Genomic DNA, 26,739 nt, shown 5'->3' with positions numbered 1-26,739 from the left:
TGAGATGTCGATTCGTGTACTCGTCTGGGGCGAGAACCGGCACGAGCAGCTCGAGCCGCACGTGGCCGAGATCTATCCCGACGGCATGCACAACACCATTGCCGACGGCATCAGAGACAACCTCGGCGAGGCGGCGACCGTCAGGACCACGACGCTGGACGAACCCGAGCACGGCCTGACCGAGGAGGTGCTGGCCGACACCGACGTACTGGTGTGGTGGGGGCATGCCGCACACGGCGAGGTCGAGGACAAGGTGGTCGAGCGGGTGTACCAGCACGTGCTGTCCGGGCTCGGGCTGATCGTGTTGCACTCCGGCCACTGGTCGAAGATCTTCGGGAAGCTGATGGGCACCACCTGCACCTTGCGCTGGCGCAGTGAGCAGGATCGCGAGCTGGTCTGGACGGTCAGCCCCACCCATCCGATCGCTCAGGGCGTTCCGCACCCCATCGTGATCGACGCCCAGGAGATGTACGGCGAGTTCTTCGACATCCCCACTCCCGACGAGCTGGTCTTCGTGTCCTCGTTCAGCGGCGGCGAGGTGTTCCGTTCCGGCTGCACCTTCCGGCGCGGCCACGGCAAGATCTTCTTCTTCTCACCCGGCGACCAGGACTTCCCGGTGTACCACCACAAGGATGTCCGCAAGGTGATCGCGAACGGCGTCGCCTGGGCGAGGACCGACCTGCCGGAGCGGTCCCTGCCGACCTTGTTGCGCTACGAGACCGACGACTTCTTCAACGGCCAGGGGTATGCCGGCCCGATCGAGGATCACGCCGATGCCTGAACCTCTGCGGCTGCTCCAGGTCGGTGCGGGCGGGATGGGCCGAGCGTGGTTGCGCACCATCGACGAGAACCCAGATGTGGTCCTGGTCGGCTTGATCGACCTGGACCTGCAGCTGGCCAGGACCGCGGCCGACGAGCATGGGTACGCCGAGGTGCCGGTGGCGGCCTCGGTCGGCGAACTGGCCGAGGCGACGGAGGCCGACGCCGTGATCGACGTGACCGTCCCGGTCGCGCATCCCAAGGTCAGCATCGACGCCTTGCTGCGTGGTCTGCCGGTGCTCTGCGAGAAGCCGCTGGCCGAGACGGTCCGGGAGTGCCTGTCGATGGTCGCCGCCGCCGAGGCGAGCGGGAAGTTGCTGATGGTGTCGCAGTCGCGACGGTATTTCCGCACCGGCAACGCTTTCAGCCGGCAGTTGGCCGAGCTCGGGCCGCTCGGATCGTTGTCGTGCGAGTTCTTCAAGGCGCCGCGCTTCGGCGGCTTCCGGGCCCGGATGGCCGAGCCGTTGCTGATCGACATGGCGATCCATCAGTTCGACCTGGCCCGCAAGCTGATCGGTGCCGAGCCGGTCTCGGTGTACTGCGAGTCCTACAACCCCGAGTGGAGCTGGTTCGACGGGAACGCGGCCGCGAACGCGATCTTCACCTTCGACGGCGGCACGCGGTTCTCCTTCACGGGGAGTTGGTGCGCGCCCGGGCTGGAGACCTCCTGGAACGGCCACTGGCGGGCCGGCGGATCCGGCGGCACGGCGATCTGGGACGGCGATACCGCGCCACAGGCCGAGCTGAGCTCCGGGTCGGCGCTGCCGGCCGCGGTCGGGGACGAGCCGGAGCAGATCGCGGGATCGCTCACCGAGTTCGTGCGAGCCGTCCGCGAAGGTGTTGTTCCGCAATCCGAGGTGCACGCCAACGTGGTCAGCGTGGCGATGGTCGAAGCGGCCGTCCGGTCGGCGGCCACCGGCTCGCAGGTCCTGATCGCCGACGTGCTGGCGGATGCCTACGCCGAGGCGATCGCGACCGAACGCGACGGCGCGCTGCGAGCGGTGCTCGAGTCCTGGCCCTCGGTGCAGAAGGTGGTCGGCCTGCGCACCTGACAATTCAAGCGATTGACCGGTACGGCGAGTTGTCGGGCGATCCGCTGCGTCACGATGTGGCGCGGCGCGGATCGCCGTTTCCCCTTGACCGGGTGAAGGCGCGTGGGTAACTTTCGCGTGCGGGGGAACGGTCGTAATTCAATTACCAGAGGGGTCGGTCATGTCCGCCTTGCGCCGCTTCGCCCTTGCCAGCCTCGCCACAGCGACGACGGCATCCCTAGTGCCGGCCGTTGCGGTCAGTGCGCCACCACCTGAGCCAGGAGCCGCCCCGATGGGGATCACGAACCTGCAGCAGGCCACCAAGGCCATCCAGGGGATGTCGCTCGAGGACAAGATCGGGCAGATGTTCGTGCTGTTCGCCTACGGGCCGGACGGTGCCACTGTCGACGCCCGCAACACCAAGCTGTACGGCGTGGCGACACCCGCCGAGGTGGTCGCGAAGTACAAGCCGGGCGGGTGGATCTACTTCAACGCGCGCGACAACGTGCAGAACCCGACCCAGCTCGCGACCTACTCCAACCAGTTGCAGACGGCCGCGACCCAGACCGGGATGCACGTCCCGCTGACGATCGCCACCGACCAGGAGCAGGGCGTCGTCGTCCGGATCGGCCCGCCTGCCACGCAGTTCGGCGGCAACATGGCCCACGGAGCGACCCGCGACACCGCGGACGCCAGGACCGCCGCAGGGATCACCGGTCGCGAGCTCAAGGCGATGGGGATCCGGCAGGACTACGCGCCGGATGCCGACGTGAACGTGAACGCGCTGAACCCGGTGATCGGGGTCCGCTCCTACTCGTCCGACCCGAAGCTGGTCTCGGACATGACGGTCGCGCAGGTGCTTGGATACCAAAAGGATGCCGGGATCACGGCGACCGCCAAGCACTTCCCGGGCCACGGCGACACCCGGGACGACAGCCACACCGCATTGCCGACGATCAACCACACCCTGCAGGAGTGGAACACGATCGACGCGCCGCCGTTCAAGGCCGCGATCAAGGCCGGCATCGACTCGATCATGACCGCGCACATCGTGGTCCCGTCGCTCGATCCGTCGGGTGACCCCGCGACCCTGAGCAAGCCGATCCTGACCGGTGTCCTGCGCGAGCAGTTGGGCTTCAAGGGCCTGATCATCACCGACGCGCTCGAGATGGCCGCGGTCCGCGCCAAGTACGGCGACGCAGAGGTGGCGGTGCGTGCGATCGAGGCCGGGGCCGACCAACTGCTGCTGCCGCCGGCGCCGGACGTGCAGTTCAAGGCAGTGGTGGATGCGGTGCGGGCCGGCCGGATCAGTGAGCGCCGGATCGACGAGAGCTTGCTGCGGATCCTCCTGCTGAAGCTGAAGAACGGCGTTCTGTTCCAGCCGTTCGTCGACCCCGCCAAGATCGCCACCACGGTCGGTACGCCGGCCAGCCTGGCCACCGCGCAGCAGATCGTGGACAAGAGCGTCACGCTGGTCAAGAACGACGCCAACACCCTGCCGCTCAGCAATGACCCGCGCAAGATCCTCGTCACCGGCTGGGGCGTCACGACCACCCAGGCACTCGCGAACAGCCTGACGAGGAGAGGCGCGACGACGACGGTCGCGCAGACGGGCGCTGCTCCGTCGGACGCGGCGATCACCGATGCGGTGACGAAGTCCCAGGCCAACGACGTCACCGTGGTCCTCACCCAGAAGGCCTGGGACACGACGGTGACGGACAAGCTGGCCAAGCAGCAGAAGCTGGTGAAGGACCTGCTGGCGACGGGCAGGACCGTGATCGTGGTGGCGGTCCGCGACCCGTACGACATCGCGTACTTCGACCAGGCTCCGACCTACCTCGCCACCTACGGGTACGCGGCGGTGTCGATGGAGTCGCTGGCGAAGGTGCTCTACGGCGAGATCAAGCCGACGGGCAAACTCCCGGTCGACATCCCGGTGGCAGGTCAGCCACTGACCCCCTTGTACGCCTTCGGCCACGGATTGAGCTGGTGACGATGAAGAGACGAGCCCTGCTGGCAGGCGCGGGAGCACTTGCCGCGGCCCCACTGATCGACGTACAGGCTGCCGGCGCGGCGGAGCCCGCGAAGCATGACTCCAAGGTGATGACCGGCGCGCAGGCGCTGGCCAAGGACGGCTGGAAGGCGCTGGCCGGGCAGAAGGTCGGCGTGATCAGCAACCCGACCGGCATCCTGGAAGACCTGAGTCACATCGTCGACACCATGCACGCGTCCGGTCAGGTCAACGTGGTCGCGGTGTTCGGTCCCGAGCACGGCTTCCGCGGTACTGCGCAAGCCGGTGGTTCCGAGGGTGACCACGTCGACCCGCGGACCGGGATCATGGTCTACGACGCGTACGGCGCGACCGCGGACAAGCTGGCCACGCTCTACGCGAAGTCGGGTGTCGAGACGGTCGTCTTCGACATCCAGGACGTCGGCTCGCGGTTCTACACCTACATCTGGACCATGTACGAGGCGATGCTGGCGGCCGTCCGCACCGGCGCGCGGTTCGTCGTCCTGGACCGGCCGAACCCGGTCGGCGGACATGCCCGCGGCCCGATGCTCAAGCCGGGCTTCACCTCCGGCGTGGGTAAGGAGGAGATCATCCAGCAGCACGGGATGACCGTGGGCGAGCTGGCCCGGATGTTCAACGCGGAGTACCTGCCGCTGGACGCGAACGGCGCGCGGCTGAAGGAACTGCAGGTGATCCAGGCGCAGGGCTGGAAGCGTGACCAGCTGCCCGCCGACACCGGGCTGACCTGGGTGATGCCGAGCCCGAACATGCCGACGCCGGACACCGCACTGCTCTACCCCGGGATGTGCCTGTTCGAAGCGACCAACCTGTCCGAGGGCCGGGGCACGACCAGGCCGTTCGAGCTGATCGGCGCGCCGTACGTCGACTACCGCTGGGCGCAGGCGTTGCAGACCAAGGACATCCCGGGCGTCGCCTTCCGTGAGGCCTACTTCACGCCGTTCATCAGCAAGAACGCGAACGTGCTCTGCGGCGGTGTGCAGGTGCAGATCACCGACCCGTACAAGGCGGAAGCGATCCTGGCCGCGACGCACATGATCGTCGAGGCGAAGAAGCTCTACCCCGGGTTCAGCTGGCGGGCGGAGAACCCGCCCGGCCGGTGGATCGATCTGCTGACGGGCTCGGACCGGTTCCGCACAATGCTCACCGCAGGTGCATCTGCCGAGGAGATCGTGGCGACCTGGCGGTCGGAGACCGACGCGTGGACGGCCCGCCGGGCGAAGTACCTGCTCTACAAGGGGGATCACCGGTGAAGCTGGTCAAGCTGATCGCGCTAACCTCTACCCTGATGCTCACCATGGCCAGCCCTGCGGTTGCCGACGGCAACAAATCTGGACGTTTCGACCACCCCTACGACGGCTACGCGCCGAAGTCGACCCTGCTGCGCGACTCCACGCCGGACAAGGCAGGCCTCGATCCGGCTCCCATCAACGCGGCACTCGCCCAGGTCGACGCCTGGACCAGACCGGCCGGCGCGGTGAAGCCGCTGTACGCCGGTGCGGTGACCCTGCTCGGCCACGACGGCAAGATCGTCAGCCGCACCGCGACCGGGATGGCGCTGAAGTATGCGGACGGCAGTGGAACCGAGCTGCCGGCGGACCAGCAGATCCCGATGCGCAACGACACGATCTTCGACCTGGCGTCGGTGTCGAAGCTGTTCACCTCCATCGTGGTGCTGCAGCTGGTCGAGAAGGGCAAGGTCGACCTCGACGCCCCGATCGCGACCTACGTGCCCGAGTTCGCGCAGAACGGCAAGGAGGCGATCACGGTCCGGCAGGCGCTGACCCACACCACCGGGCTGCCCGCGTTCCTGCCGTTGTGGTCCTCGCAACCGGATCCGGCCTCGCGGATGCAGATGGCGCTGACCGCCAAGCTGATCAACCCGCCCGGCGCCAAGTACCTCTACAGCGACCTGAACCTGATCGCGCTGGGCGAGCTGTCCGCGCGGGTGTCGGGGAAGACGCTGGACAAGCTGGTCGCGGACGGCATCACCAAGCCGCTGCAGATGCGCGACACCGGCTACAACCCGGAGGAGAAGAAGAAGCCGCGGATCGCCGCCACGGAGTACCAGACGTCGCCCGCGCGCGGCATGGTCTGGGGCTCGGTGCACGACGAGAACGCGTGGTCGCTGGGCGGGGTCGCCGGTCACGCGGGGGTGTTCAGCACCGCGGACGACCTGGCGGTGCTGGCGCAGACCTTCCTGAACGGCGGCAGCTATCGCGGCGCCCGGATCCTCAAGGAGCGTTCCGTCACCGCGATGATCACGAACTTCAACCAGGGCTTCCCCGGCAACGACCACGGCCTCGGCTTCGAGCTGAACCAGCGCTGGTACATGGGCGGCCTGTCCGGTCCCCGCACGGCCGGGCACACCGGCTACACGGGCACGTCGATCGTGCTCGACTTCGACTCCCGCTCGTTTGCGATCCTGCTCACCAACCGCGTCCACCCGAGCCGCAACTGGGGCAGCAACAACCCGGCGCGGCGAGCCGTAGTACAAGGTCTTGCGCTGTCGCTGGGGGTTGGACCGCAGCACGGGAAGGACGCCTGGTTCTCCGGGACCACCGACGCCACTACGTCGACGCTCGCGGCGAAGGTCGCAGTACCGGCTGAAGGCGCGAAACTGGCGTTCGACCTGTTCGTGGACACCGAGGAGTCGGACCTGCTGTACCTGGAGAGCTCGACGGACGGCACGACCTGGAGCAAGGTGCCTTTCACCGTGCTGGATCGTGGCTCTGCTGACCCCACCGCAGCAGCCCGGTCAGGTGTGATCGACACGGACGGGTCGATCAGTGGATCCGGCGATCGGCACTGGCACCAGGTGTCGGCCGAGCTTGCGGGCGGTGACCAGACGCTTCGGTGGCGTTACGCCTCGGACCCGCTCTACCAGGGCCGTGGTGTCTATGTGGACGGCGTGAAGATCACCAGCGGCCGGCAGGTGATCTTCGACGGAGAACGGACGCCTGAATCATTTATCGCTTCAGGTTGGAGACTTTCGCGTCGGTGACCCCATCGGGTGCATAGTCGCCGTACGGTGGCGTCATGACTTCAGTTACCTCTCCAGAACCCACGGGGCCGCTGCTGGTCCGGGTCCGCGCGGTGATGCCCGCGCTGGCACCGGCCGAGCAGCGGGTGGCGAACGCGGTCCTCGCGGACCCGGGCGGAGTGGCGGCGATGACGATCTCCGAACTGGCCGAGGTGGCCTCCACCTCGGAGACCACGGTCATCCGGTTCTGCAAGCAGATCGGTGTCCCCGGCTATCCGCAGCTCCGCCTGCAGCTGGCGGCCCAGTCGGCGCAGGAGAACATCCGCCCTGAGGTCGGTGGCGACATCGAGCCGGGCGACTCGTTGCAGGACGTGGTCGGCAAGGTCGCCTTCGCCGACGAGCGGGCGGTCCGCGAGACCTCTCAGCAGCTTGATGTGGACGCGCTCGCCAAGGTCGTCGCGGCGGTCTCCAAGGCGCCGCGGGTCGACCTGTACGGCTCAGGGGCCAGCGCGTTCGTGGCGCTCGACCTGCAGCAGAAGCTGCACCGGATCCGGCGGGTCGCGTTCGCCTGGTCGGACGTGCACGTCGCCCTGACCAGCGCGGCACTGCTCAGTGAAGGCGACGTCGCCATCGGTATCTCCCACACCGGCACCACGGTCGAGGTGGTCGAGGCGCTCGAGGAGGCGGCCAAGCACGGTGCCACCACGGTCGCGGTGACGAACTTCCCGCGCTCCCCGCTCGCCCGTACCGCGGACCTGGTGCTGACCACCGCGGCGCGTGAGACGACGTACCGGTCCGGGGCGATGTCGAGTCGGATCGCGCAACTGATGGTGATCGACTGCCTGTTCATCGGCGTCGCCCAGTCGGTGCTGCCGGACGCCCGGAAAGCGCTGGAAGAGACCGCCAGCGCGGTGCGAGGGCACCGCCTGAAGGGCTCCGTCAACGATCAACAGAATTGAAAATCCTTCAGTAGGAAACTAACATCATCCCTGTGATCACACCGACCGAGCAGCGCAATCCCAGGACGCTCGCCATCGACGCGGTGGGCACGAGCGAGATCCTCCGGATGGTCAACGCCGAGGACGCCCGGGTCGCCGGCGCGGTCGGGGCCGCGATCCCAGAGCTGGCTCGCGCAGTCGACGCTGCCGTGGACGCTGTCCGCAACGGCGGCAGGGTGCACTACTTCGGCGCCGGCACGTCCGGCCGCCTGGCGGTCCTCGACGCCGCCGAACTGATGCCGACCTTCCACACTCCGGACGATCTCGTGATCGCGCATCACGCCGGCGGGATGGATGCACTGTTTCGGGCCGTCGAGAACGTCGAGGACTCCGAGGAGGGCGGTGCCGCCGACGCCGCCAGTGTCACGGGGCGCGACATCGTTCTCGGCCTCGCCGCTTCCGGTACTACGCCGTACGTCGCTGGTGCCCTCGAGGCGGCCCGGGCTGTCGGGGCGACCACCGTGCTGGTGACGTCGAACCCGTCGGCCCCGCTCGCGGCGTACGCGGACATCGTCATCGCGGCCGACACCGGACCCGAGGTGATCGCCGGGTCCACCCGGCTGAAGGCCGGCACCGCGCAGAAGCTGATCCTGAACTCGTTCTCCACCACCCTGATGATCAAGCTCGGCCGGACCTGGTCGAACCTGATGGTCGACATGGTTGCCACCAACAACAAACTCCGCGGCCGCATGCTGCGCATCCTCGGCGAGGCGACCGGCGCCGATGCCGACGCCTGCGCGGCCGCCCTGGCCGAGGCCGACGGCGAGCTCAAGCCCGCGCTCGTCCATCTCCTCACCGGTAGCCCGGTCGCACAGGCTCGCGAGGCACTGGAACACGCCGGTGGCCGCGTAGCCATCGCCCTCGGCGAACTCAGCGCCCCTGCCTGACCGCCAACGAGCTGAACGCCTCTAGGGTGAGGCGCGTGAGTACCTCGGAGCGGGTTGACCCCCGAAGCGCAGCAGCCTTCGATGCCTGGTACGACGTCTACCGGGCAGCCATGGACGACGGTCGGGAGTACGCCGTCACCTGGACGCGGGAAGAGTTGCGGGTCGCCGTGCTGGAGGAGAGCCCGTACTGGACCAAGGAGCTCTGGGCGGTCCGCGACGACGCCGGGGAGCTGGCCGGCGCGATGGTCATCGAGTTGCCGATGAAGGACAACACCACCGTGATCTCGCCAAGGATCGGTGTGCGCGCCGATGTTCGGAGGCGCGGCTACGGCTCCGTTCTCGCCCGTACTGCGGCGGACCGCGCCGCGCAGTACGGGCGAACCGTCGTTCAAAGCCAGCTGGATGTCCCCCTTGCCGCTGAGCACCTGGCCGAGAGGCCGGGTGAAGCCGCTGCGACGGCTGGGCAGGCGTTTCTGGAAGCGAACGGGTTGGAGCCGGCGAACTTCGAGGTGCACCGGATCCTCGAGCTGCCGCTGGCTGAGGCGTTCCTCGAGACCCTTGCCGCGGAAGCCGCTGAGCATCATCAGGGCTATCAGTTGGTCAGCTGGCAGGATCGCTGCCCGGACGAGTTCGTTGACGCTTACGCGGCGCTGCAGAGCATCTTCGCCCTGGAAGCGCCGCAAGGTGAGCTGGAAAAGGAAGCCGAGAGCTGGGACGCCGCGCGGCTCCGTGCGGTGGAGGAGCAGAGCCTCGCCCAGGGACGGCACGGCTGGATCACCGTGACCGTTGCGGCCGACGGGACCCTGGCCGGCAACACTGAGCTGTACGTCGGCGAGCACGCTCCGGGCAAGGCTTTCCAGTGGAGCACGCTGGTCTCCCCACCGCATCGCGGGCACCGGCTCGGACTCGCGCTGAAGGTCCGCAATCACCGCGAGCTGCAACGCAGCCACTCCGAACCGCTGGTCGTGCACACCTGGAACGGCGAGCAGAACACCGCGATGAACGCGGTGAACGCCAAGCTCGGGTTCCGGCCGGTCGAGCAGAGCCAGGAGTGGCAACGCAGAATCGCCCCGGCCGCGCTGATCAGCGACCGACTGTGAGATTGGTCCTGTGAGCGGTGCGGAAACTGGATCTTTAGTGGAGACCGGTTCGCTCCTACGGTGAAGGCAAGTGACCAATTGCCGACACCGCTGGGAGAAGTGCCATGAGTGACTCGATCGCCTGCGAGATCCCCACCACCGGTACTCCGGTCACCGGGCTGCGGGTAGTCCGTCCTGCGCGGGAGAGCCTGGTCACTCCGCAGTTCGCCCGGCTGCTGGTGATGGTGTTCGGGTCCGGGCTGAGCATGTACCTGCTGACCTCGGTCGTCCCGCTCTACCTGGCGGCCAACGGGTCCGGCTACCCGGTCGCCTTCGGCCTCACCGCCGCCCTCGTCGCCGTCGCCAGCTTGCCGGCCGCCCGCGCCTCCCTGACCGCCCGAGCGCCTGACCGCCCGAGCGCCTGAGCGCCCGAGCGCACTCTCCCGCCTCTTGCGTCCGAACGACCGTGGGGCAGGACCTACGGTCCTTCGGACGCAAGCGATTGGAGCGAGCGGTTGGAGCGAGCGGTTGGAGCGAGGGGTTGGAGCGAGGGGTCAGAGTTTGCGGAGGCGGACCCAGCGGACGGTGTGGTCGGCGCCTTTGCGGAGGACCAGGGTGGCGCGGGAGCGGGTGGGCAGGATGTTCTCCCGCAGGTTCGGGCCGTTGATGCCGTCCCAGAGCGACTCGGCCTTGGCGATCGCCTCTTGGCGGCTGAGTTCGCCGTACCGGACGAAGTACGACTCCGGATCACGGAAGGCCGTCTCCCAGAGCTTGAGGAAGCGGTGCACGTACCAGGACCGGATGTCGTCGGCCGCGGCATCGACGTACACCGAGAAGTCGAAGAAGTCGCTCACCGCCAGCCCGCTCTTGCCATCGGCGTGACGGGGGGCCGGCTGCAGCACGTTCAGGCCTTCGAGCAGCAGGATGTCGGGCTGTTCGACCGTGGTGCGTACGTCGGGCATGCGGTCGTAGTGCAGGTGCGAGTAGACCGGCGCCTCGACATTGTCCATGCCGGACTTCACCTCGACCACGAAGCGCAACAGGGACTTGCGGTCGTACGACTCGGGGAATCCCTTCCGCTGCATCAGGCCGCGGCGTTCCAGTTCGGCGTTCGGCCAGAGGAACCCGTCGGTGGTGACGAGGGCGACCCGAGGATGCTCGGGCCAGCGGGCCAGTAGTTCGCGCAGCAACCGGGCGGTGGTCGACTTGCCTACGGCAACGGATCCGCCGATGCCGATCACGAACGGCGTCCGGGTGGCGACCGGCTGACCCAGGAACGACTCGGTGTCCGTGTGCAGCGCCCGGGCATGCCTCACATAGAGTGACAGGATCCGCGACAGCGGCAGGTATACCTCGCGTACCTCGTCGATGTCGATCTCGTCGCCGAGGCCCCGCAGCCGTTCGATCTCCGCTGCCGTCAGCGGCGACTCGGTCGTCTCTGCCAGTTGCGACCAGGCGGCGCGGTCCAGCTCGGTGTACGGGGTCACCTCCCGCGGCGGCTGCAGCATGGGGCCCATTCTTCCCATACCCAGCCGGGCTACGCTGACCGGCATGTGCGGCTCCGAGACTGCGGGTGTGGCAGTTGTCACATCAACAACCCCATGATCGTCGGCGTGGGCATCGACGTGGTCGACGTCGAGCGCTTCATGAAAACCCTCGAACGGACACCGGGCCTGCGCGACCGGGTGTTCACCGAGACGGAGGCGCGGAAACCGCCGGCCTCGCTCGCGGCGCGGTTCGCTGCCAAGGAGGCGCTCGCCAAGGCGCTCGGCGCACCCGCGGGCATGCAGTGGCATGACGCCGAGGTCCGGACGGACGACACCGGCCGCCCCTGGCTCGAGATCACCGGCACCGTCGCGGAGAAGGCCGCCCAGCTCGGGGTACAGAGCATGCATCTGTCGCTGAGCCATGACGCCGGCATCGCGTCGGCGGTCGTCGTCCTGGAGGGTTGAGATGCGTCACGCCCACACCGTCGAGCAGGTCCGCGCCGCCGAGGCCGACCTGATGGCGAAACTCCCCGAGGGCACCCTGATGCAACGTGCCGCGACCGGCCTGGCCGTTGCCATCAGCAACTTCCTGGGCTACACGTACGGCGCTCGGGTGGTGCTGCTGGTCGGCTCGGGCGACAACGGCGGTGACGCCCTCTACGCCGGTCAGAAGCTGGCTCGGCGCGGCGCCGAGGTGACGGCTGTTCTCCTCTCCGACAAGGCTCATCGGGCGGGTGTGGCCGCGTTGGTCGCGGCGGGTGGTCGCGCGGGATCTCCGGAAGAGGTCGGCTCGGTCGCTGCGATCGCCGCAGCCGACGTGGTGGTCGACGGGATCGTAGGCATCGGTGGACGCCCCGGTCTCAAGCCCGAGGCGCTCGCGACAGTGAAGGTCGCCACCGATCACCAGGTGCCGATCGTCGCCGTCGACATGCCGTCCGGGGTCGACGTCGACACGGGCGAGACACCGGCCGAGCACGTCCAGGCAACACTCACCGTCACCTTCGGCACCCACAAGATCTGTCACTTCGTCGATCCGGCCGCGGCAGCGTGCGGTCCGGTCCATCTCGTCGACATCGGCCTCGAGCTCCCACCCGCCCCGGTCGCATCCCTCCAGGCCGCGGACATCCGCGATCTCTACCCGGTCCCGCGCGGCGAGTCCGACAAGTACTCGCGCGGCGTGCTGGGTTTGATGGCCGGCTCCTCTCAATACCCGGGCGCCGCCGTCATCGCCACCTCCGGCGCCCTGGCCGGCCCGATCGGCATGCTCCGCTATGTCGGCCCCGGCAAAGTGGCCGACGCAGTCCGCGCGGCTCACCCGGAGATCGTCGCGGGTGAGGGGCGCGTCCAGGCCTGGGCGATCGGCTCCGGTCTCGGCGACGAACTCGACATCGGCAAGGTCCGTGAGCTGCTCGACGCCGAAGAGCCGGCTCTGCTGGACGCCGATGGGCTGAAGGTGCTCGACGAATCCGGCGACCACACCGACGTACTGATCACCCCGCACGCGGGTGAGCTCTCCCGCCTGCTCGGCGTCGAGCGTGGCGTCGTCGAGGCCGAGCGGCTGAGGCACGCGCGAGAGGCTGCCGAGCGGTTCGACGTGACTGTCCTGCTGAAGGGGTCCACGACGGTGATCGCGACCCCCGATGGTCAGGTGCGAGTCAACACCAACGCGACCGCCTGGCTCGCCACAGCGGGCGCGGGCGACGTACTGGCCGGGCTGTGCGGTTCGTTGCTGGCGGCCGGCCTGACGCCGCTCGATGCGGGCAGCGTCGGCGCCTATCTGCATGCTGCGGCCGCTCGGCTCGCGGCGGCTGATGGGCCGGCGACGGCGATGCAGGTCGCGGGCAAGGTTGCGGAAGCCACGCGGTTGCTGTTGCGGCGTGATCATGGTGACCCGCGGTGAAGGTGGCGGGAAAGCGGTCGGCGCCGAGCTCGGGCCGGAACTCGGGCTGCGCCGGGAGAACGAGGACCGGGTCGCGCACTACCGCTCCGGCACGCTCGACATCTTCAACCTGGACCGGATCGACTTCTTCTACAACCAGAGCGCACCGCTGACCCAGTACTTCTGGGACGAGGCAGAAACCCTGCGGCGGATCACCCGGGTGATCCGGACGACCCAGCCGGAGATCTAAATCGGCTTCACCCCGACCCTCGCGGCCGGGCACGGCAACCACCAGCAGGCGGGACGGCTGATCTGGGAAGGCGTGCTCGCGGCCGCCGATCCGACCAAGTACCCCGAACAACTGCGTGGACCGCACGCGCTGAGCACCTGGCAGGTGAAGGAGGTGCTCTCCGGCGGCAGCACGGCCGGGGCGGGTGGGACCACCACGGCCGCGAACTGTACGACGGGCTTCGTCCCGGCGACGGGAAACCTCGACACCGTGGCAGGCGTGTGGACCGGCTACGACTCGCCGTACAGGTGGCCGACCGGCAACCTCCAGGGCCGACCCGTCGGCTCGGCCAAGAGCTGGCAGCAGGTGGCGGACGAAGGACGGGCCGCATATCCGACGCAGAGCCGGGTGATGTTCAAGGGCACTTCGGCTCCGGCTTGTTCGCGGTTCGGCATGACCCAGTCGTTCGTCCCGTTCCAGCCGAACACGCTCGCCGATGGTTCGCCGAATCCCAGGGCCGGTTTGGATGACGCGATTCTCTTCGGCGCGGTGAAGGCCGATCCGGGTGGTCTGCCTGCGGGAACCCTGCAGTACTTGACGTTCTCCCGCTTCTTCAACGTTGCCGGCAGCCCCTTCCGGGCCACGGTCCACCTACGCGGAAAACTTGCCCCGGGCAACTTGGCCCTGACCGTGCCACCTGGCTGGACCACGGACGGGCCGCGGCAGGTCGGGCGGATCAGCGACACCAGCGAAACGACTGTCACCTTCACCGTGACCCCGCCAGCCGACGCCCCGGTGAACCAGAACGCGAAGATCTCGGCGCTCTACACCTCGGGGAACAAGTCCGGCTACACCGACAATGTCGTACGGATCGTGTCACCCGTCGAGGGCCGGTTCCAGCGGTGGGGGAACTGGCAGGAGTACGACGAATGGCTCGCGCAGGTGGCCCCGCAAGCCACCCGGCTGGGGCGTTCTGCCGCGATCCAGTCGATGGGTGTCGGGCCCACCATCGACGGGTGAAGGCAGTACTGCGAAGGTGAGTTGGTCCGACGACGCGCTGTACTTCTTCATCCATATTCGCGACGACTACCAGTCGTACGCCGTGACGCCGCAGGAGTGCGTCGGGCATTGGCAGGCGGACTCGGTGGAGATCCTGCTCGACCCGCGCGGAACGGCGTCGCGGGTGCTGAAGGACACCGCGAATGCCTTCAAGCTAGGCGTCTTCCCTTTCACGAACGACCCGTCCGGCAGCAACGGGAACGGCGCGAACGGGCCGTGCTGGTCCCGGGACGCGGCTGCGCGGTCATCGACGGCGGCATCCCCGCCTGGTCACCCGAACTGAGCGGGCACGTCGTCAAGCAAGCGGTGCAGCCGATCACCCGCGGAGTGCAGCACTTCTCCATCCCGCTAACCCCGGCCGAGCGTTCCCGCCTGGCCGCGGACGGCAGGTTGCTGATCTCCTACGAGACCACCCAGAACCAGGTCCAGGCCCTCGACCTGCGCCTCAGCCGCTAGCGGGGCGCGGTGAGGTCGAGGCCGGAGCCGTTGGGGGAGCGGAGTTTGAGGCGGTTCGAGTCGATGGTGTAGCCGACCTCGCCCTTCAGTACGCCGAGGACCGCCTTCTCCAGCGTGGCCGCGTGGCCGGTGCAGGCCCGGAGGGTGGTTCCGAGCTCGCCGAAGGTCAGCTTGTCGCCGGTCCGCGACACGATGCCCTGCAGCTCATTGCAGCCGGTCGACCCGGTCACGCGTTCGCCGCTGATCGTCAGGTAGGCCTTCTCCGAGCCCATTGAATGCGAGGCGACTTCGCCTTCGATCACGGTGTCGACGGACCACTTCGTCGCGTCGAGCGCCAGATCCGGTTCGGCCTTCTCGCGATCGACCAGGGAGATCGTCGTACTGGCCGTGCTGACGTCGAGCTTGTCGCCGGCGAGCTTCCAGGTCGGCTTGTCCTGCAGGAGCTTGGCGAGCCAGTCGTCCTGGGCGTGCCGCCGCGCGTCGCAGCCCAGGTCAGTGATCGCGAGCCCGCCGATCGTCAGCTTGCCGCCGCTCGTCGAGACCTTGTCGGCACCCATCGAGTTGCAGCCGGCGTCGGCCGTGAGCCGTCCGTCGTCCATGAACTGCAGCCGGATCCGCGTATTCGGCGCCAGCTGCTTGGGCTTGCCGTTCTCCATCACCGCGGTCGACAGATACGACTTCCCCTTCAGCGAGCCGGCGGATCCGCTCGCGCCCGACTCGTCACCGCAACCACCCAGCGGCAACACAGCCAGCCCGGCCACAGCCACGACCATCATCCGCATCCTCACACCCTACGGACGCCATTCACCCATCCGGCGTTGCACCGCAGCCGCGGAGACCGCAAGTAGGCGCGGGCGGCAACCACAGGAGGCCGCGCGGACGTTCTTCGGGGAGTGCGTAGGGTTCCGGTGTGACTGGACCTGCGCTGGTGATCTTCGACAACGACGGTGTGCTGGTGGATTCGGAGCGGCTGGCGAACACGATTCTGGCCGAGCTGCTCACCGAGGCGGGCCTTCCGTACACGTTCGACGAGGCGGTGCGGGACTTCATGGGCGGCAGCATGGTTTCGATGCGGCAACTGGCCGAGGCCCGGCTGGGCTCGCCGTTGCCCGCGGACCTCGAGGATCGCTATCACCAGCGGTTGTTCGACGGCTTCGCCCAGCTCCAGCCGGTTCCCGGCGTACGAGAGGTGCTGGACCAGCTCGACTCCGAGGGCATCACCTACTGCCTGGCCTCCTCGGGCACACACCGGCGGATCCACACGGCGCTCACGGCGGTCGGGTTCTGGGACCGGTTCGAGGGGCGGATCTTCAGCTCGGAGGACGTGCGGCACGGCAAGCCCGCGCCGGATCTCTTCCTGCATGCGGCCAGCTCGATGGGGGTGAAGCCGGCCGAGTGTGTGGTCGTCGAAGACAGCCCGCTCGGGGTCGCCGCGGCCAACGCGGCCGGCATGAAGGTCTTCGGTTTCGCCGCCATGACAGCGCCCGAGAAGCTGGCCTCCGCGGACGCCGTCTTCCGCGAGATGACCGCCCTCCCCAGCCTGATCTCGGCCGCCTGAGAGACTAGAGCTGTTATGTATGACCCTCTTGAGCCCCTGACAGCGCGCGCTGAAGCCGTGGTGGACCTTGCCGCGATCCGCCACAACGTGGCTACGCTGCGCGCACGCGCCGGTACAGCCCAGCTGATGACTGTGGTGAAGGCCGACGGTTACGGCCATGGGATGGTGCCGGTCGCGCGTGCGGCGCGGGAGGCTGGTGCCGACTGGATCGGCGCCGCCGTCCTGGAGGAAGCACTCGCGCTCCGAGCCGCCGGCGACACCGGGCCGATCTTCTGCTGGCTCACCACCCCCGGCGAACCACTCGAGCAGGCCATTGCCGCAGGCATCGACCTGTCCGCGTCAGCCCCCTGGGAGATCTCGGAGATCGCCGCGGGAGTCGCGGATCGGCCCGCGCGGGTCCATCTGAAGATCGACACCGGCATGAGCCGCGGGGGCGCAGTACCGGAGGAATGGCCGACCCTGGTCCGCGCCGCGCAGGCGGAGGAGAAGGCCGGGCGGATCGAGATCGTCGGCATCTGGTCGCACCTGGCCTCGTCGGACGAGCCCAAGAGCCCGGTGAACGAGGCACAGCTGGCCACCTTCCAGTCCGCTCTCGACGTCGCCGCGTCGCTCGGCGTGGAGCCGCCGCTGCGGCATCTCGCGAACTCCGGTGGGACTCTGGCCCTGCCCGAAACCCATTTCGATCTCGTCCGGCCCGGCATCGCGACGTACGGGCTGTCGCCCTTCGGTGATGCGCTGCCGTCGTCCGAGCTCGGACTGGTGCCCGCGATGACGTTGCGGGCCAAGCTCGCGATGGTGAAGCGGGTCCCCGCGGGCGCGGGGGTTTCGTACGGGCTGACCTGGACGGCGCCGACGCCTTCGACCTTGGGGTTGATCCCGCTCGGGTACGGCGACGGGCTGCCCCGGCACGCGTCGAGTTCGGCTCCGGTCCAGGTCGGCGGCGTACGTCGTACCGTCGTCGGCCGGATCTGCATGGACCAGTGCGTGGTCAACCTCGAGGACGACGCGGCCGCGGCGGGCGATACCGCTGTCCTGTTCGGGTCGGGCGTCAACGGCGAGCCGACCGCGGACGACTGGGCGGAGGCAGCGCAGACCATCAACTACGAGATCGTGACCCGCCTCGGCGCCCGGGTGCCGCGCAGGTACGTCGACACCGGGGAGGCGACCGGCTGATGTCCAAGGCAGGACGCACCGCGGGCCTGATCGGCGCCGCGGTCGGAGTGCTCGCGGCCGGCGCGGCCGCCGGCGTGGCGGTCGAACGCCAGGTGATCGGGCGCCGGTCGGGTCAGCGCGCCCAGCTCGAGGCCGAGCCGTTCGGGTCGTTGCGGGGGACTCCGCACGTCTTCACGGCCGATGACGGCGTCGAGCTCTATGTCGAGGTGGACGAGCTCAAGCGTTCGCGCCGCCCGGAGCCGGAGCCCAAGCGGCGGTTGCGCCGGAAGGCGCCGCAGCCGCCGGAAGACCTGACGCTGATCTTCGCGCACGGGTACGGCCTCAACATGGACTGCTGGCACTTCGAGCGCCGGGAACTGGCCGGGATCGGCAAGATGGTGTTCTACGACCAGCGGTCGCACGGGCGCTCCGGCCGGTCGCCGAAGGAGCACGTCACCATCGACCAGCTGGGCCGCGACCTGTACGGAATCCTCCAGGAGTTCGCGCCGACCGGCCCGGTGATCTTGATCGGGCACTCGATGGGCGGCATGTCGATCATGTCGCTGGCCGAGCAGCACCCGGAGCTCTTCGGTGACCGCGTCATCGGCGTCGGCCTCTGCTCGACGAGCGCCGGTGGTCTCGACCAGACTCCGATCGCGTTGCCCGGCCGGGCCGGGATGCTCGTGCGCGCGCTCGCGACGCCGACGGTTGCCGCTCTCGCCCGTATCCCCGATGTGGTCGAGCGCAGCCGCAAGGCGGGCACCGACATCAGCTACCTGCTGACCCGGAAGTACTCGTTCGGCTCCGAGGTGCCGCCGGCCTTCACCGAGTTCGTCAACGAGATGATCGCCGCGACGCCGATCTCGGTGATCGCGGAGTTCTATCCGATCTTCGCCCTGCACGACAAGTACGACGCCCTGGAACCGTTGCAGAAGGTGGAATGCGTGGTGATCGGCGGTGACTCCGACCACCTGACGCCCTTCGAGCACTCGGAGGAGATCGTGCGGCACGTGCCTGGCGCGGAGCTGGTCGAGGTGAAGAACTGCGGGCACCTCGGCCTGATCGAACACCACCGCGAGTTCACCGCCGCCCTGCTCGGGATGATCGAGCGGGCCGAACAATCGTTGGGACAGCCATGACCGACCTGCACGTGGTGGACGCCACGGCCGAGCACATCGACGAGATCGTGGGTTTGATCCACCACGCGTTCTCCGTCCGACGAGTGCTCGACCCGCCGTCCACCGCGTTGTCCGAGAACGCCTCCACTGTCGGCGCGGCGGTTGCGGCCCATGGCGGACTCCTCGCGCGCATCGACGGCGTACCGGCCGGGGCGATGCTCTTCGACGTCTCCGGAGACGTGCTCGGCCTTCGCCGCGTTTCGGTGAATCCTCGCTTCCAGGGACGCGGGGTGGCTTCCGCGATGGTCGGGTGTGCCGAGGAGTCCGCACGGCTGCGCGCGCTGAGCCGGGTCCGGTTGGTCGCCCGGGTCGAACTGCCGGAGACCGTGGAGTTCTGGCGGCGGCGCGGGTACTCCGTGATCGAGCAGCGCGGGCACGACCTGATCTACGCGAAGGCGATGCCGATCGAGCTCACCGTGCCGACCGCCGAAGACATACGTGCGGCCGGGGAGGAGCTTGCCGGGCAACTGCGGGCGGGCGACGTACTGGTGCTGTCCGGTGATCTCGGCGCGGGCAAGACGACGTTCACGCAGGGGCTCGGCGCCGGGTTGAAGGTACGCGGCGACATCACCTCGCCGACGTTCGTGATCTCGCGGGTGCATCCGTCGCTGGCCGGTGGACCTGCGCTGGTCCACGTCGATGCCTATCGCCTTGGCGGGATCGCGGAGCTCGACGATCTGGACCTGGACGCCAGCCTCGAAGACGCCGTCACGGTGGTCGAGTGGGGTCACGGGCTGGCGGAAACGCTCGCGCCGGACCGACTCGACGTGGTGGTGACGCGCGGGGACGACGACACCGATGAGACCCGCGACCTCCGGATCACCCCGGTCGGCCGCCGCTGGGCCGAAACCGGCGTACGCCTGGGCGGCGCTGCCACGCAAGGCTCCGGCGCTGCCACGCAAGCCTCCGGTGCTGCCACGCAAGGCTCCGGCCCTGCTGCTCCGGCCGGCCGCGGCCCCGGTGCGGACGGACAGCGTTCCGGTGTGGAGAGGGACTGAGATGCTGCTCGCTTTTGATACCTCCAGTGCTGCGGTGACGGTCGCGCTTGCTGATCCCGTTTCAGGTGCTGTGGTCGCCTCCTCGTCGACCGTCGACGCCTTGCGCCACGGCGAACTCCTTGCGCCCGCGATCGCGGACGCCCTCGCCTCGGCGGGTTGCAAGCCGCACGATCTGACGAAGATCGCGGTTGGTGTCGGGCCTGGCCCCTTCACCGGTTTGCGAGTTGGGCTCGTTACAGCTCGGACCATGGCCGACGTCCTCGGCATCGAGGTGGTCGGCGTCTGCAGCCTCGACATCCTCGCCCGCCAGTCTTCGCTCACCCTGCCCGTCGCCGTCGCCACCGATGCTCGCCGCAAGGAGATCTACTGGGCGTTGTACGACGGGCCTGCGGCGGACGGGAGTCGCCGTCGCCTGGAGGGGCCGGCGGTGGACCGTCCGGCGGATGTGGCGCACGTACTCGCCGGGCTGCCGGTCATTGGCCGGGGCGCCGTCCTGTATGCCGAAGAACTCCGTCTTCCAGGCGCAGCCGTTACGACGGATTCCCCGGGCTCGTCGGACGCGGCTGCGGTGGTGGAGTATCCGTCGGCTGAGGTGCTTGCGTTCGGAGTGGCGACGGGGACATTGCCGGTGGTTGCGCCGGATCCGCTGTACCTGCGGCGGCCGGACGTGACGATGTCCGGTGGTCCCAAGAGCGTGCTGCCGAAGTGAGACCGCGGATCCGCCTCGCTGCTCCGGATGATCTGGAGGATCTCGTCGCGCTCGATGAGGTCTGCTTCGGCTCGTCGGCCTGGGCTGAACCGTCGTGGCAGGCGGAGTTCGACCGGCTGGCTGACGATCGCGTGGTGCTGGTGGCGGACGAAGGCGCGGCAGTCGGGTACGTAGTACTGCTCGTTCCCGCTGCCGCGGAGGACCCGGTGGATCTGCTGCGGATCGCGGTGGCGCCGGCGGAGCGTCGTACGGGGATCGGTGGGCAGTTGATGGCCGCCGCGCTGGCCCGCTGCGCCGGCCGGACGGTTCTGTTGGAAGTTGCTGCGGGCAACGAGTTGGCCGCGGCGTTGTACCGTGGCTTCGGTTTCGAGGAGATCAGCCGGCGGCGAGGTTACTACGCCGGCGGCGAGGATGCCGTCATCATGCGATGGCAGGAGGACCATGAGTGAGAACGAGCCGCTGATCCTGGGCATCGAGACGTCCTGCGACGAGACCGGGGTCGGCATCGTGCGCGGGCAGACCCTGCTCGCCGACGCGATCGCCTCCAGCGTGGAGGAACACGCCCGCTTCGGCGGCGTCGTACCGGAGGTCGCCAGTCGCGCCCACCTCGAGGCGATGGTGCCGACGATCCGCCGCGCGTGCGAGACCGCCGGCATCAAGCCGTCCGACGTGGATGCCGTCGCCGTCACCAGCGGGCCGGGTCTCGCGGGCGCTCTGCTCGTCGGTGTCGCGGCGGCCAAGGGGTTGGCGCTCGCGCTCGACAAGCCCTTGTACGGCGTGAATCACCTGGCCGCGCATGTCGCCGTGGACACCTTGGAGCACGGGGACATCCCGCGTGGATGCGTCGCGATGCTCGTCTCGGGAGGGCACTCCTCGTTGCTTGCCGTCGAGGACCTCACCGAGGGCGTGCTGCCGATGGGGTCGACGATCGACGATGCCGCGGGTGAGGCGTTCGACAAGGTCGCGCGGGTGCTGGGGTTGCCGTTCCCCGGAGGTCCATATGTCGACAAGGCGGCACGGGATGGTGGCGACCGGCTGTACGTGAAGTTCCCGCGGGGGCTGACGAGTCAGCGGGATCTCGAGCGGCATCGGTTCGACTTCTCGTTCTCCGGACTGAAGACCGCGGTGGCCCGGTGGGTCGAGGCACGTCGGCGTGATGGCGAGGATGTGCCGGTGAACCATGTGGCGGCCGCCTTCCAGGAGGCGGTCTGCGATGTGCTCACGCGGAAGGCGATCGACGCCTGCAAGGACCGTGGATATGAGCACCTGCTGATCGGTGGCGGGGTCGCCGCCAATTCGCGGCTGCGGGTGATGGCCGAAGAGCGTTGCGCCGAGGCAGGGATCGCCGTACGGGTTCCGCGACCGGGGTTGTGCACGGACAACGGGGCCATGGTGGCCGCGCTCGGTTCGGAACTCGTCCGGGCCGGGAAGTCGCCCTCGCCGTTGGGGCTGCCGGCCGACTCGTCGATGCCGATCACGACGGTGTTGAACTGATGCAGTGGATGCACCCGGACGGGTTCGTCGCTGACGATGACTTGGCCCGTGTCGACTTGGACGTCGTTCACGGCTTCCTCAGTACGTCGTACTGGTCGCCGGGGATTCCGCGGGACGTGCTGGCTCGGGCGATCTCGCACTCGGTGGTCGTCGGGGTTTATGCGGCGTCGGGGGAGCAGGTGGCGTTCGCCCGGGCGGTGACTGATCGGGCCACCTTCGCTTGGATCGCGGATGTTTTCGTGCTGCCTTCGTACCAGGGGCACGGGCTCGGGCGGTTCGTGGTCTCCACGTTGTTGGAGCACCCCGAGTTGCAGGGGTTGCGCCGCACGATGCTGGCCACGGCGGATGCCCACGGGCTCTATCGGTCCTACGGGTTCGATGATCTGCCTGATCCGAGCCGGTTCCTCGCCGTTCAACAGGATGCGGCGTCGCTCTACGGCCAGCCATGAGTGCGCCAGGGATCGACCTTCTCGCTGCGCCTCCGGAGGCGACCGACCTCGTGTTGCTGGCGCACGGCGGAGTGGTCGAATCGATGGCCGAACCACATGCCTGGCGTGCGCCGATCCTGCGGATGTGGCCTTTCGGCTTGGCTGCTCGCGCGGCTGCTCCCGGTGCTGCTGTCGGATTGATGCGCTACCGCTATCGCGGGTGGAACGGCGGGGAGGCGCACCCGGCCGCTGACCTCCGTATCGTTCTCGACGGGTTGCCGTCACGGATTCGTCGGGTACTTCTGGTCGGGCATTCCATGGGCGGCCGTGCCGTGGTTGCTGCTGGCAACCATCCGCTCGTTGGTGGTGTTCTGGGGTTGGCGCCTTGGCTTCCGCCCGGGGAACCGCTGGTGAAATCGGCCGGGCCCGTCATCTTTGCCCACGGCGCCCTGGATCGCATCACCGATCCAGCTCTGACCGCCGCTTACGCTCGACGCCTCCGCGCCACCGGTGTTCCGGTCGCGATGCTGTCGGTGGAGGGCGAGAAGCATGCGATGCTGCACCGCGCGACCGACTGGAATGAGCTCGTCCGTCGCTTCGTGGCGCATGGTCTCGAGGAGCCAGCTGCACCTTGCGAGGCTCTCACGACGACGCCCGAGCGGGTCGACCTTCTACCACGGTGGAGTCGCCCGACTCCCGTGCCGGCTGCCGTGCGGTCGATCGCCACAGCCCGACTTCGGCTCCGCGTGACCGACCACCTCTAGCCGGGAAGGGCGCGGCAGGAAAATCCTGGGACCGTTGTGCACCGCTCGGTCCCCAGGTAGCGGCTAGCGGCCAGCCGGTTCCACAGAACAGCCTGGCCGACCCAGATGAACACCTCACTTCACCGAGATGACACCCAGAAGAAGTTGCCCGAGATCCGCGCCCGCCCAGTCCGGCGCCCGCCCGCCGCCCCCGCCTCCTACGGATCGGGCCCCGGGTCCGGAGCCTCCTCGCGATAGCGGCGGCCGGTGGGACTGGTCCACGTATAGCTGCCGTCAGCGTTCAGCCGCACATCCCAGTTGCCCTCGTGCTTGAGGCGGTGGTGATGCCGACATAGGCAATGGAGGTTTTCCACGGTTGTCCGGCCACCTGCGGCAAAGGCGACACGGTGGTCCACATCCGTGAACTCGGCAGGCCGGTTGCACCCAGGGAAGCGACAGATCCGATCACGCTGACGGACATACCTGTTCATCTCGGCCGAGGGAGTGTATTTGTCCGGGTCGCCGGCGGGTGGTTCGTCGATGACGCGAAGGTCGATCCGGGATCGTTGCAGCGACAAGCCATTGCGCCTGGACTTGACGGGTGTCGTCGGCAGGTTCGGGAGAAGCGTCTGAGCGAGCGCCTTGATGAGGTGCTTTCGCAAGGAGTTCTGCGGGATCGGCCCGTAGCCGTCAACCTCGCCGCCGGTGGACTCTTCGCCATCCAGCAGGGCACGCAGTTCCGCGCCCGTTGCGTGAATGAGCACGGTCGCGTCCGCGCCGACCATGGCCCCGTCCAGGTCGCCATCGTCCGCGAGGGCGGAGCCGTCCGCGGGCACACTCGGGGTCGGGGCGTCCGCGGCGGCACCTGGGTTACCCGGCGCGGCGGCGTCCGCGGCGGCACCTGGGTTATCCGGCGCGGCGGCGTCCGCTGCTACATCGGAGCGGGTCGTCTCCCTGCTGGCCTTGCCACTCCCGCCGACGGAGTCCGTGGCGGTCTTCGTCCGCGGCAGGAGACGCGCGAGCGCGATGTCGGATCGCAACTGATCCCAGGATCTGGGGTCTCCCTGCCGACGACGACGGGCCGCGGCGCGGGAGAGGCTCGTCATGATCGCAGCCGCATCGGCGGCATCTTGGTTGTGGATGAGATCCGCCGTGCCGAAGTCACTGGGCACCATCCGCACGGATCGCTCGGCGCGCGCCTTCTTGTGAGCCTTGTCGGTGGCCGCCGGATTGCGCCGCGCAGCCTCCTTGCGGGCGGCCTGCTTGATTCTCTGCAGAGGGTTCTTTCGGGCCCATCGCAGCACCGCCTCCTCGGCGGCCCGGAGCTCGTCCACATCGTCCAACACGGACAGTTCCAAGACGATGGTGAACGCGGCTCGCTCGGTCAGCGCGCCTTCTCTCAACGCGTGCAGGGTCGCGGGGAAGTTGTGGGTCAGCTCGCAGGAGGTGTGGATCCGGTGGGTGGCGGCCGCACGATGCAGGTCCAGCGCCAGTGCGACCTCGTCGGAGACCGACCGCAGATCGCCGGCATGCCAACGGCGCTCACCCGCTGTCGCAGCTCGATCGCCGGGCTCGGGATGCCGGTGGCCGAGATCCGCGGATACGCCATGGACCGAGTCGTCGAACCCGGCGATGGACTCAGCTTTCAAGGCGGCGAGTCGCGCCTCGAGCCGACTGATCGCCTCGATCCGGTCGAGCCAGCCGCTGTCGGTCAGCTGGGCCGTGTCCTGGAAGACGACCGCGTCGTACAGCAGAGATCCGTTGTTGTGGTCGTCCTCTTCGTCGAACCGCCCCAACATCCCGTGCTTGTCATAGGCAAGCGCGCGCTCTCGCACTTTTGCGACGAAGGCTTGAAACCTGGCCTCTGGATCTTCGGACCGGGGGTCGTCGGTGGTAGTTGTTAGCGGCGAGTGCCCGGCCGGGAGCGGCAACGGGCGCAGCACCTCGTCCGTCGGCTGGTCGACCGGGCACTCGCTCATGTGTTCGAAGATACATTCGAATATCCTCCGAGCGCAAATCGCGCAGCTGACCCCGGAATCAGGCCTCGCCCCAAGACAAGCAGGCCTTGGGTGACGCCACCATGGTCTGGCTCAGGCGGAGACTCGACGACAGGAGTAAGCCACGGCGTCACGCCCGATCCGAGTCACGATGAGCGTCGCGCTGGCCGAACCCTTCGGAGCCAGCTTCTTCCGCAGCACTGCGGGATCCACGTCCACGCCGCGCTTCTTGATCTCAAGCGTCCCGATCCCCTCGGCGCGAACCCAGGCCCGCAAAGCCTTCTCGCGATAAGGCAGCTCCTCCACGACCTCGTATGCAGAAGCCAGTGGAGTCGCCACCAAGGAGTCCGCGGTGACATAGGCGATCCGTGGATCCAGCAACCAGCCATCGACAGCTGAAGCAACCGCAGTCACCAGCCCGGCCCGAACCACCGCACCATCGGGCTCATAGATGTACCGCCCAACAGGACCGTCAACAGCCTCCGGTGCCGATGTCGCAGTCGCTCCACTAGGCAGCAGCGTCGCTCGCCGTGCAGTACCGCCATAGAGCTTGCCGGACCACAGTGCAGCTTCCTTGACCTCGCCGGCATCGCTGACCCACTCAGCCTCAACTCCGTCAGGCACAGCCTCATGCGGGATGCCAGGGGCAACCTTGACACAAGCGGTGCGCGTCAGCAGTTCACTGATGAACGACCAAGGCGGCGAGTAGGCGTTGTGGTCGAACACCCGCCGCCCGTCCGCACGTCGTGCCGGATCCGCGAAGATCACCTCGTACTGCGTGACTTCCTGGGCCTCGGCGTCTCCCACCAGGACTTCCCCGGGCAGCCCCAATGCAGCGAGGTTCGCGCGGGCCGCAGCAGCCGTCTCGGGGTCCCGCTCGACACCGGTGACGCGCAGACCGGCCCGCGCCGCGCTGATGAGATCGCCACCGATTCCGCAGCCCAGATCGACCACAGACGCGCCGGGCAAGGTTCCAGCGATGCGTGCTGCCCGGTGCGAGCCGACAGTAGAGCGGGTGGCCTGCTCTAACCCGTCCGGCGTGAAGAACATCCGCGCAGCGTCCTCCGGTCCGAACTTGGCGGCGGCTCGATGCCGCAGCGAGGCTTGCGTAACCGCAGCGGTCACCACAGCCGCGTCGTACCGTCGTCGGAGCTTCTCGATCAGCCTCAGCTCACCACCTGGTGCGTACGCCGCGCAGGCCTCGGCCAGTACGGAACGGCCGGCCGGGTCGAGCAACAACGTGAGCGTCACTCGCCCAAGTGTGCCGTGCGCTCACAGCGCGCTGTAGCAGCCCGTGCTCCCCGCCCTCGCTGCACGGCCTTGACCACCCCGCTTGGGCAGGACCGGCCCCGGGGCCTGGTGCGAGTCGTCCCCGCGGCGGCGACGGCAGTCGCGCCCTCACCGACGTACCGGGAACATTCTCTGGCACTCGAGTTGACCGAGTGCTAATCGCGGCCTAGATTCGGAGTTGGCACTCTCCACCCGAGGGTGCCAGCGGCTCGGCCTCTGATCCCCGCGACGGCAGAGGCGCACGGCCGCCAGCAGC

Annotated in this window: 28 protein-coding genes; 24 read left to right on the top strand and 4 right to left on the bottom strand. The window is 68.5% G+C overall.

The genetic code is table 11. From position 1 onward, the window contains the following. Window positions 1-4: 4 nt before the first annotated feature. The 9 genes from ABD210_RS10605 to ABD210_RS10565 all read left to right on the top strand — a co-directional run bounded on the left by ABD210_RS10605 (window position 5) and on the right by ABD210_RS10565 (window position 10,251). Window positions 5-781 (top strand): ThuA domain-containing protein, encoded by a 777-nt coding sequence (locus tag ABD210_RS10605; RefSeq protein ID WP_344110877.1) that lies wholly within the window; start codon window positions 5-7, stop codon window positions 779-781. Then, window positions 774-1,871 (top strand): Gfo/Idh/MocA family protein, encoded by a 1,098-nt coding sequence (locus ABD210_RS10600; RefSeq protein WP_344110876.1) that lies wholly within the window; start codon window positions 774-776, stop codon window positions 1,869-1,871. Before ABD210_RS10605 ends, ABD210_RS10600 begins: the two co-directional genes overlap by 8 nt. 271 nt (window positions 1,872-2,142) lie before the next feature. Continuing rightward, window positions 2,143-3,843: a glycoside hydrolase family 3 protein gene (locus ABD210_RS10595; RefSeq protein ID WP_344110875.1), complete on the top strand. Its 1,701-nt coding sequence runs from the start codon at window positions 2,143-2,145 to the stop codon at window positions 3,841-3,843. A 2-nt stretch (window positions 3,844-3,845) separates the two neighbouring features. Then, window positions 3,846-5,132, top strand: a complete 1,287-nt coding sequence (locus tag ABD210_RS10590; RefSeq protein WP_344110874.1) for an exo-beta-N-acetylmuramidase NamZ family protein — start codon at window positions 3,846-3,848, stop codon at window positions 5,130-5,132. Next, on the top strand, window positions 5,129-6,883 hold the full coding sequence (locus tag ABD210_RS10585) for a serine hydrolase domain-containing protein (protein WP_344110873.1): 1,755 nt from the start codon (window positions 5,129-5,131) through the stop codon (window positions 6,881-6,883). Before ABD210_RS10590 ends, ABD210_RS10585 begins: the two co-directional genes overlap by 4 nt. A 35-nt stretch (window positions 6,884-6,918) precedes the next feature. Next, window positions 6,919-7,821 (top strand): MurR/RpiR family transcriptional regulator, encoded by a 903-nt coding sequence (locus ABD210_RS10580; protein WP_344110872.1) that lies wholly within the window; start codon window positions 6,919-6,921, stop codon window positions 7,819-7,821. A gap of 32 nt (window positions 7,822-7,853) precedes the next feature. Beyond that, a complete protein-coding gene (gene murQ, locus ABD210_RS10575; RefSeq protein WP_344110871.1) occupies window positions 7,854-8,747 on the top strand; it encodes an N-acetylmuramic acid 6-phosphate etherase in 894 nt (297 codons plus the stop codon). 35 nt (window positions 8,748-8,782) lie between these two features. Beyond that, window positions 8,783-9,847 carry a GNAT family N-acetyltransferase gene (locus tag ABD210_RS10570; RefSeq protein WP_344110870.1) on the top strand — a complete coding sequence of 355 codons (1,065 nt, stop codon included), beginning with the start codon at window positions 8,783-8,785 and terminating at the stop codon, window positions 9,845-9,847. A gap of 104 nt (window positions 9,848-9,951) precedes the next feature. After that, window positions 9,952-10,251, top strand: a complete 300-nt coding sequence (locus ABD210_RS10565; protein WP_344110869.1) for a hypothetical protein — start codon at window positions 9,952-9,954, stop codon at window positions 10,249-10,251. Window positions 10,252-10,380: 129 nt separating this feature from the next. Here the strand turns inward: ABD210_RS10565 and coaA are convergent, their stop codons facing one another. Next, window positions 10,381-11,334: a type I pantothenate kinase gene (coaA, locus tag ABD210_RS10560; protein ID WP_344110868.1), complete on the bottom strand. Its 954-nt coding sequence runs from the start codon at window positions 11,332-11,334 to the stop codon at window positions 10,381-10,383. A gap of 93 nt (window positions 11,335-11,427) precedes the next feature. Between coaA and ABD210_RS10555 the strand changes: the two genes are divergently transcribed. The 6 genes from ABD210_RS10555 (at window position 11,428) to ABD210_RS10530 (ending at window position 14,936) form a co-directional block, all read left to right on the top strand. Next, on the top strand, window positions 11,428-11,778 hold the full coding sequence (locus tag ABD210_RS10555) for a holo-ACP synthase (RefSeq protein WP_344110867.1): 351 nt from the start codon (window positions 11,428-11,430) through the stop codon (window positions 11,776-11,778). Between the two features lies 1 nt (window position 11,779). Beyond that, the gene (locus ABD210_RS10550) at window positions 11,780-13,213 is read left to right on the top strand and encodes an NAD(P)H-hydrate dehydratase (protein WP_344110866.1); all 1,434 of its coding nucleotides are present in this window, start codon (window positions 11,780-11,782) and stop codon (window positions 13,211-13,213) included. After that, the gene (locus tag ABD210_RS10545; RefSeq protein ID WP_344110865.1) at window positions 13,191-13,442 is read left to right on the top strand and encodes a PIG-L family deacetylase; all 252 of its coding nucleotides are present in this window, start codon (window positions 13,191-13,193) and stop codon (window positions 13,440-13,442) included. The genes ABD210_RS10550 and ABD210_RS10545 overlap by 23 nt, the downstream gene beginning before the upstream one ends. 72 nt (window positions 13,443-13,514) lie before the next feature. Continuing rightward, the gene (locus ABD210_RS10540; protein WP_344110863.1) at window positions 13,515-14,441 is read left to right on the top strand and encodes an NEW3 domain-containing protein; all 927 of its coding nucleotides are present in this window, start codon (window positions 13,515-13,517) and stop codon (window positions 14,439-14,441) included. Beyond that, window positions 14,416-14,763, top strand: coding sequence for a sugar-binding protein (locus ABD210_RS10535; RefSeq protein ID WP_344110862.1), 348 nt, complete (start codon window positions 14,416-14,418; stop codon window positions 14,761-14,763). Before ABD210_RS10540 ends, ABD210_RS10535 begins: the two co-directional genes overlap by 26 nt. 23 nt (window positions 14,764-14,786) lie before the next feature. Then, window positions 14,787-14,936 carry a hypothetical protein gene (locus ABD210_RS10530; RefSeq protein WP_344110861.1) on the top strand — a complete coding sequence of 50 codons (150 nt, stop codon included), beginning with the start codon at window positions 14,787-14,789 and terminating at the stop codon, window positions 14,934-14,936. Here the strand turns inward: ABD210_RS10530 and ABD210_RS10525 are convergent. Continuing rightward, window positions 14,933-15,718, bottom strand: coding sequence for an META domain-containing protein (locus ABD210_RS10525; RefSeq protein WP_344110860.1), 786 nt, complete (start codon window positions 15,716-15,718; stop codon window positions 14,933-14,935). The genes ABD210_RS10530 and ABD210_RS10525 overlap by 4 nt on opposite strands. A gap of 128 nt (window positions 15,719-15,846) precedes the next feature. On the opposite strand from ABD210_RS10525, the gene ABD210_RS10520 reads away from it, so the two are divergent. From ABD210_RS10520 to ABD210_RS10480, 9 genes are read left to right on the top strand one after another with little or no spacing between them, the layout of a single operon-like run. Continuing rightward, a complete protein-coding gene (locus tag ABD210_RS10520; RefSeq protein WP_344110859.1) occupies window positions 15,847-16,494 on the top strand; it encodes an HAD family hydrolase in 648 nt (215 codons plus the stop codon). A 15-nt stretch (window positions 16,495-16,509) separates the two neighbouring features. Further along, complete coding sequence (gene alr, locus ABD210_RS10515; protein WP_344110858.1) at window positions 16,510-17,667, top strand: alanine racemase; 1,158 nt, start codon at window positions 16,510-16,512, stop codon at window positions 17,665-17,667. Then, window positions 17,667-18,785, top strand: a complete 1,119-nt coding sequence (locus ABD210_RS10510; RefSeq protein WP_344110856.1) for an alpha/beta fold hydrolase — start codon at window positions 17,667-17,669, stop codon at window positions 18,783-18,785. The genes alr and ABD210_RS10510 overlap by 1 nt, the downstream gene beginning before the upstream one ends. Further along, window positions 18,782-19,822, top strand: a complete 1,041-nt coding sequence (tsaE, locus tag ABD210_RS10505; RefSeq protein ID WP_344110855.1) for a tRNA (adenosine(37)-N6)-threonylcarbamoyltransferase complex ATPase subunit type 1 TsaE — start codon at window positions 18,782-18,784, stop codon at window positions 19,820-19,822. The genes ABD210_RS10510 and tsaE overlap by 4 nt, the downstream gene beginning before the upstream one ends. 1 nt (window position 19,823) lies before the next feature. Then, on the top strand, window positions 19,824-20,531 hold the full coding sequence (gene tsaB / locus ABD210_RS10500; protein WP_344110853.1) for a tRNA (adenosine(37)-N6)-threonylcarbamoyltransferase complex dimerization subunit type 1 TsaB: 708 nt from the start codon (window positions 19,824-19,826) through the stop codon (window positions 20,529-20,531). Continuing rightward, window positions 20,528-20,980 (top strand): GNAT family N-acetyltransferase, encoded by a 453-nt coding sequence (locus ABD210_RS10495; RefSeq protein ID WP_344110852.1) that lies wholly within the window; start codon window positions 20,528-20,530, stop codon window positions 20,978-20,980. The genes tsaB and ABD210_RS10495 overlap by 4 nt, the downstream gene beginning before the upstream one ends. After that, entirely contained in the window at window positions 20,973-22,025 is a 1,053-nt protein-coding gene (gene tsaD, locus ABD210_RS10490; protein ID WP_344110851.1) for a tRNA (adenosine(37)-N6)-threonylcarbamoyltransferase complex transferase subunit TsaD, read from the top strand. The genes ABD210_RS10495 and tsaD overlap by 8 nt, the downstream gene beginning before the upstream one ends. Beyond that, entirely contained in the window at window positions 22,025-22,474 is a 450-nt protein-coding gene (locus ABD210_RS10485) for a GNAT family N-acetyltransferase (protein WP_344110850.1), read from the top strand. The genes tsaD and ABD210_RS10485 overlap by 1 nt, the downstream gene beginning before the upstream one ends. Next, window positions 22,471-23,217 carry an alpha/beta fold hydrolase gene (locus tag ABD210_RS10480; RefSeq protein ID WP_344110849.1) on the top strand — a complete coding sequence of 249 codons (747 nt, stop codon included), beginning with the start codon at window positions 22,471-22,473 and terminating at the stop codon, window positions 23,215-23,217. The genes ABD210_RS10485 and ABD210_RS10480 overlap by 4 nt, the downstream gene beginning before the upstream one ends. A gap of 197 nt (window positions 23,218-23,414) precedes the next feature. Here ABD210_RS10480 and ABD210_RS10475 read toward each other — a convergent pair whose 3' ends face one another. Both ABD210_RS10475 and ABD210_RS10470 read right to left on the bottom strand, forming a co-directional pair. After that, complete coding sequence (locus ABD210_RS10475; protein WP_344110848.1) at window positions 23,415-25,175, bottom strand: HNH endonuclease signature motif containing protein; 1,761 nt, start codon at window positions 25,173-25,175, stop codon at window positions 23,415-23,417. Between the two features lie 111 nt (window positions 25,176-25,286). Next, window positions 25,287-26,444: a class I SAM-dependent methyltransferase gene (locus ABD210_RS10470; protein WP_344110847.1), complete on the bottom strand. Its 1,158-nt coding sequence runs from the start codon at window positions 26,442-26,444 to the stop codon at window positions 25,287-25,289. Window positions 26,445-26,739 lie beyond the last annotated feature (295 nt).

It is taken from the genome of Kribbella alba (assembly GCF_039529635.1).
Classification (GTDB): Bacteria; Actinomycetota; Actinomycetes; order Propionibacteriales; family Kribbellaceae; genus Kribbella; species Kribbella alba.
This window is presented reverse-complemented; position numbering and strand designations above follow the sequence as displayed.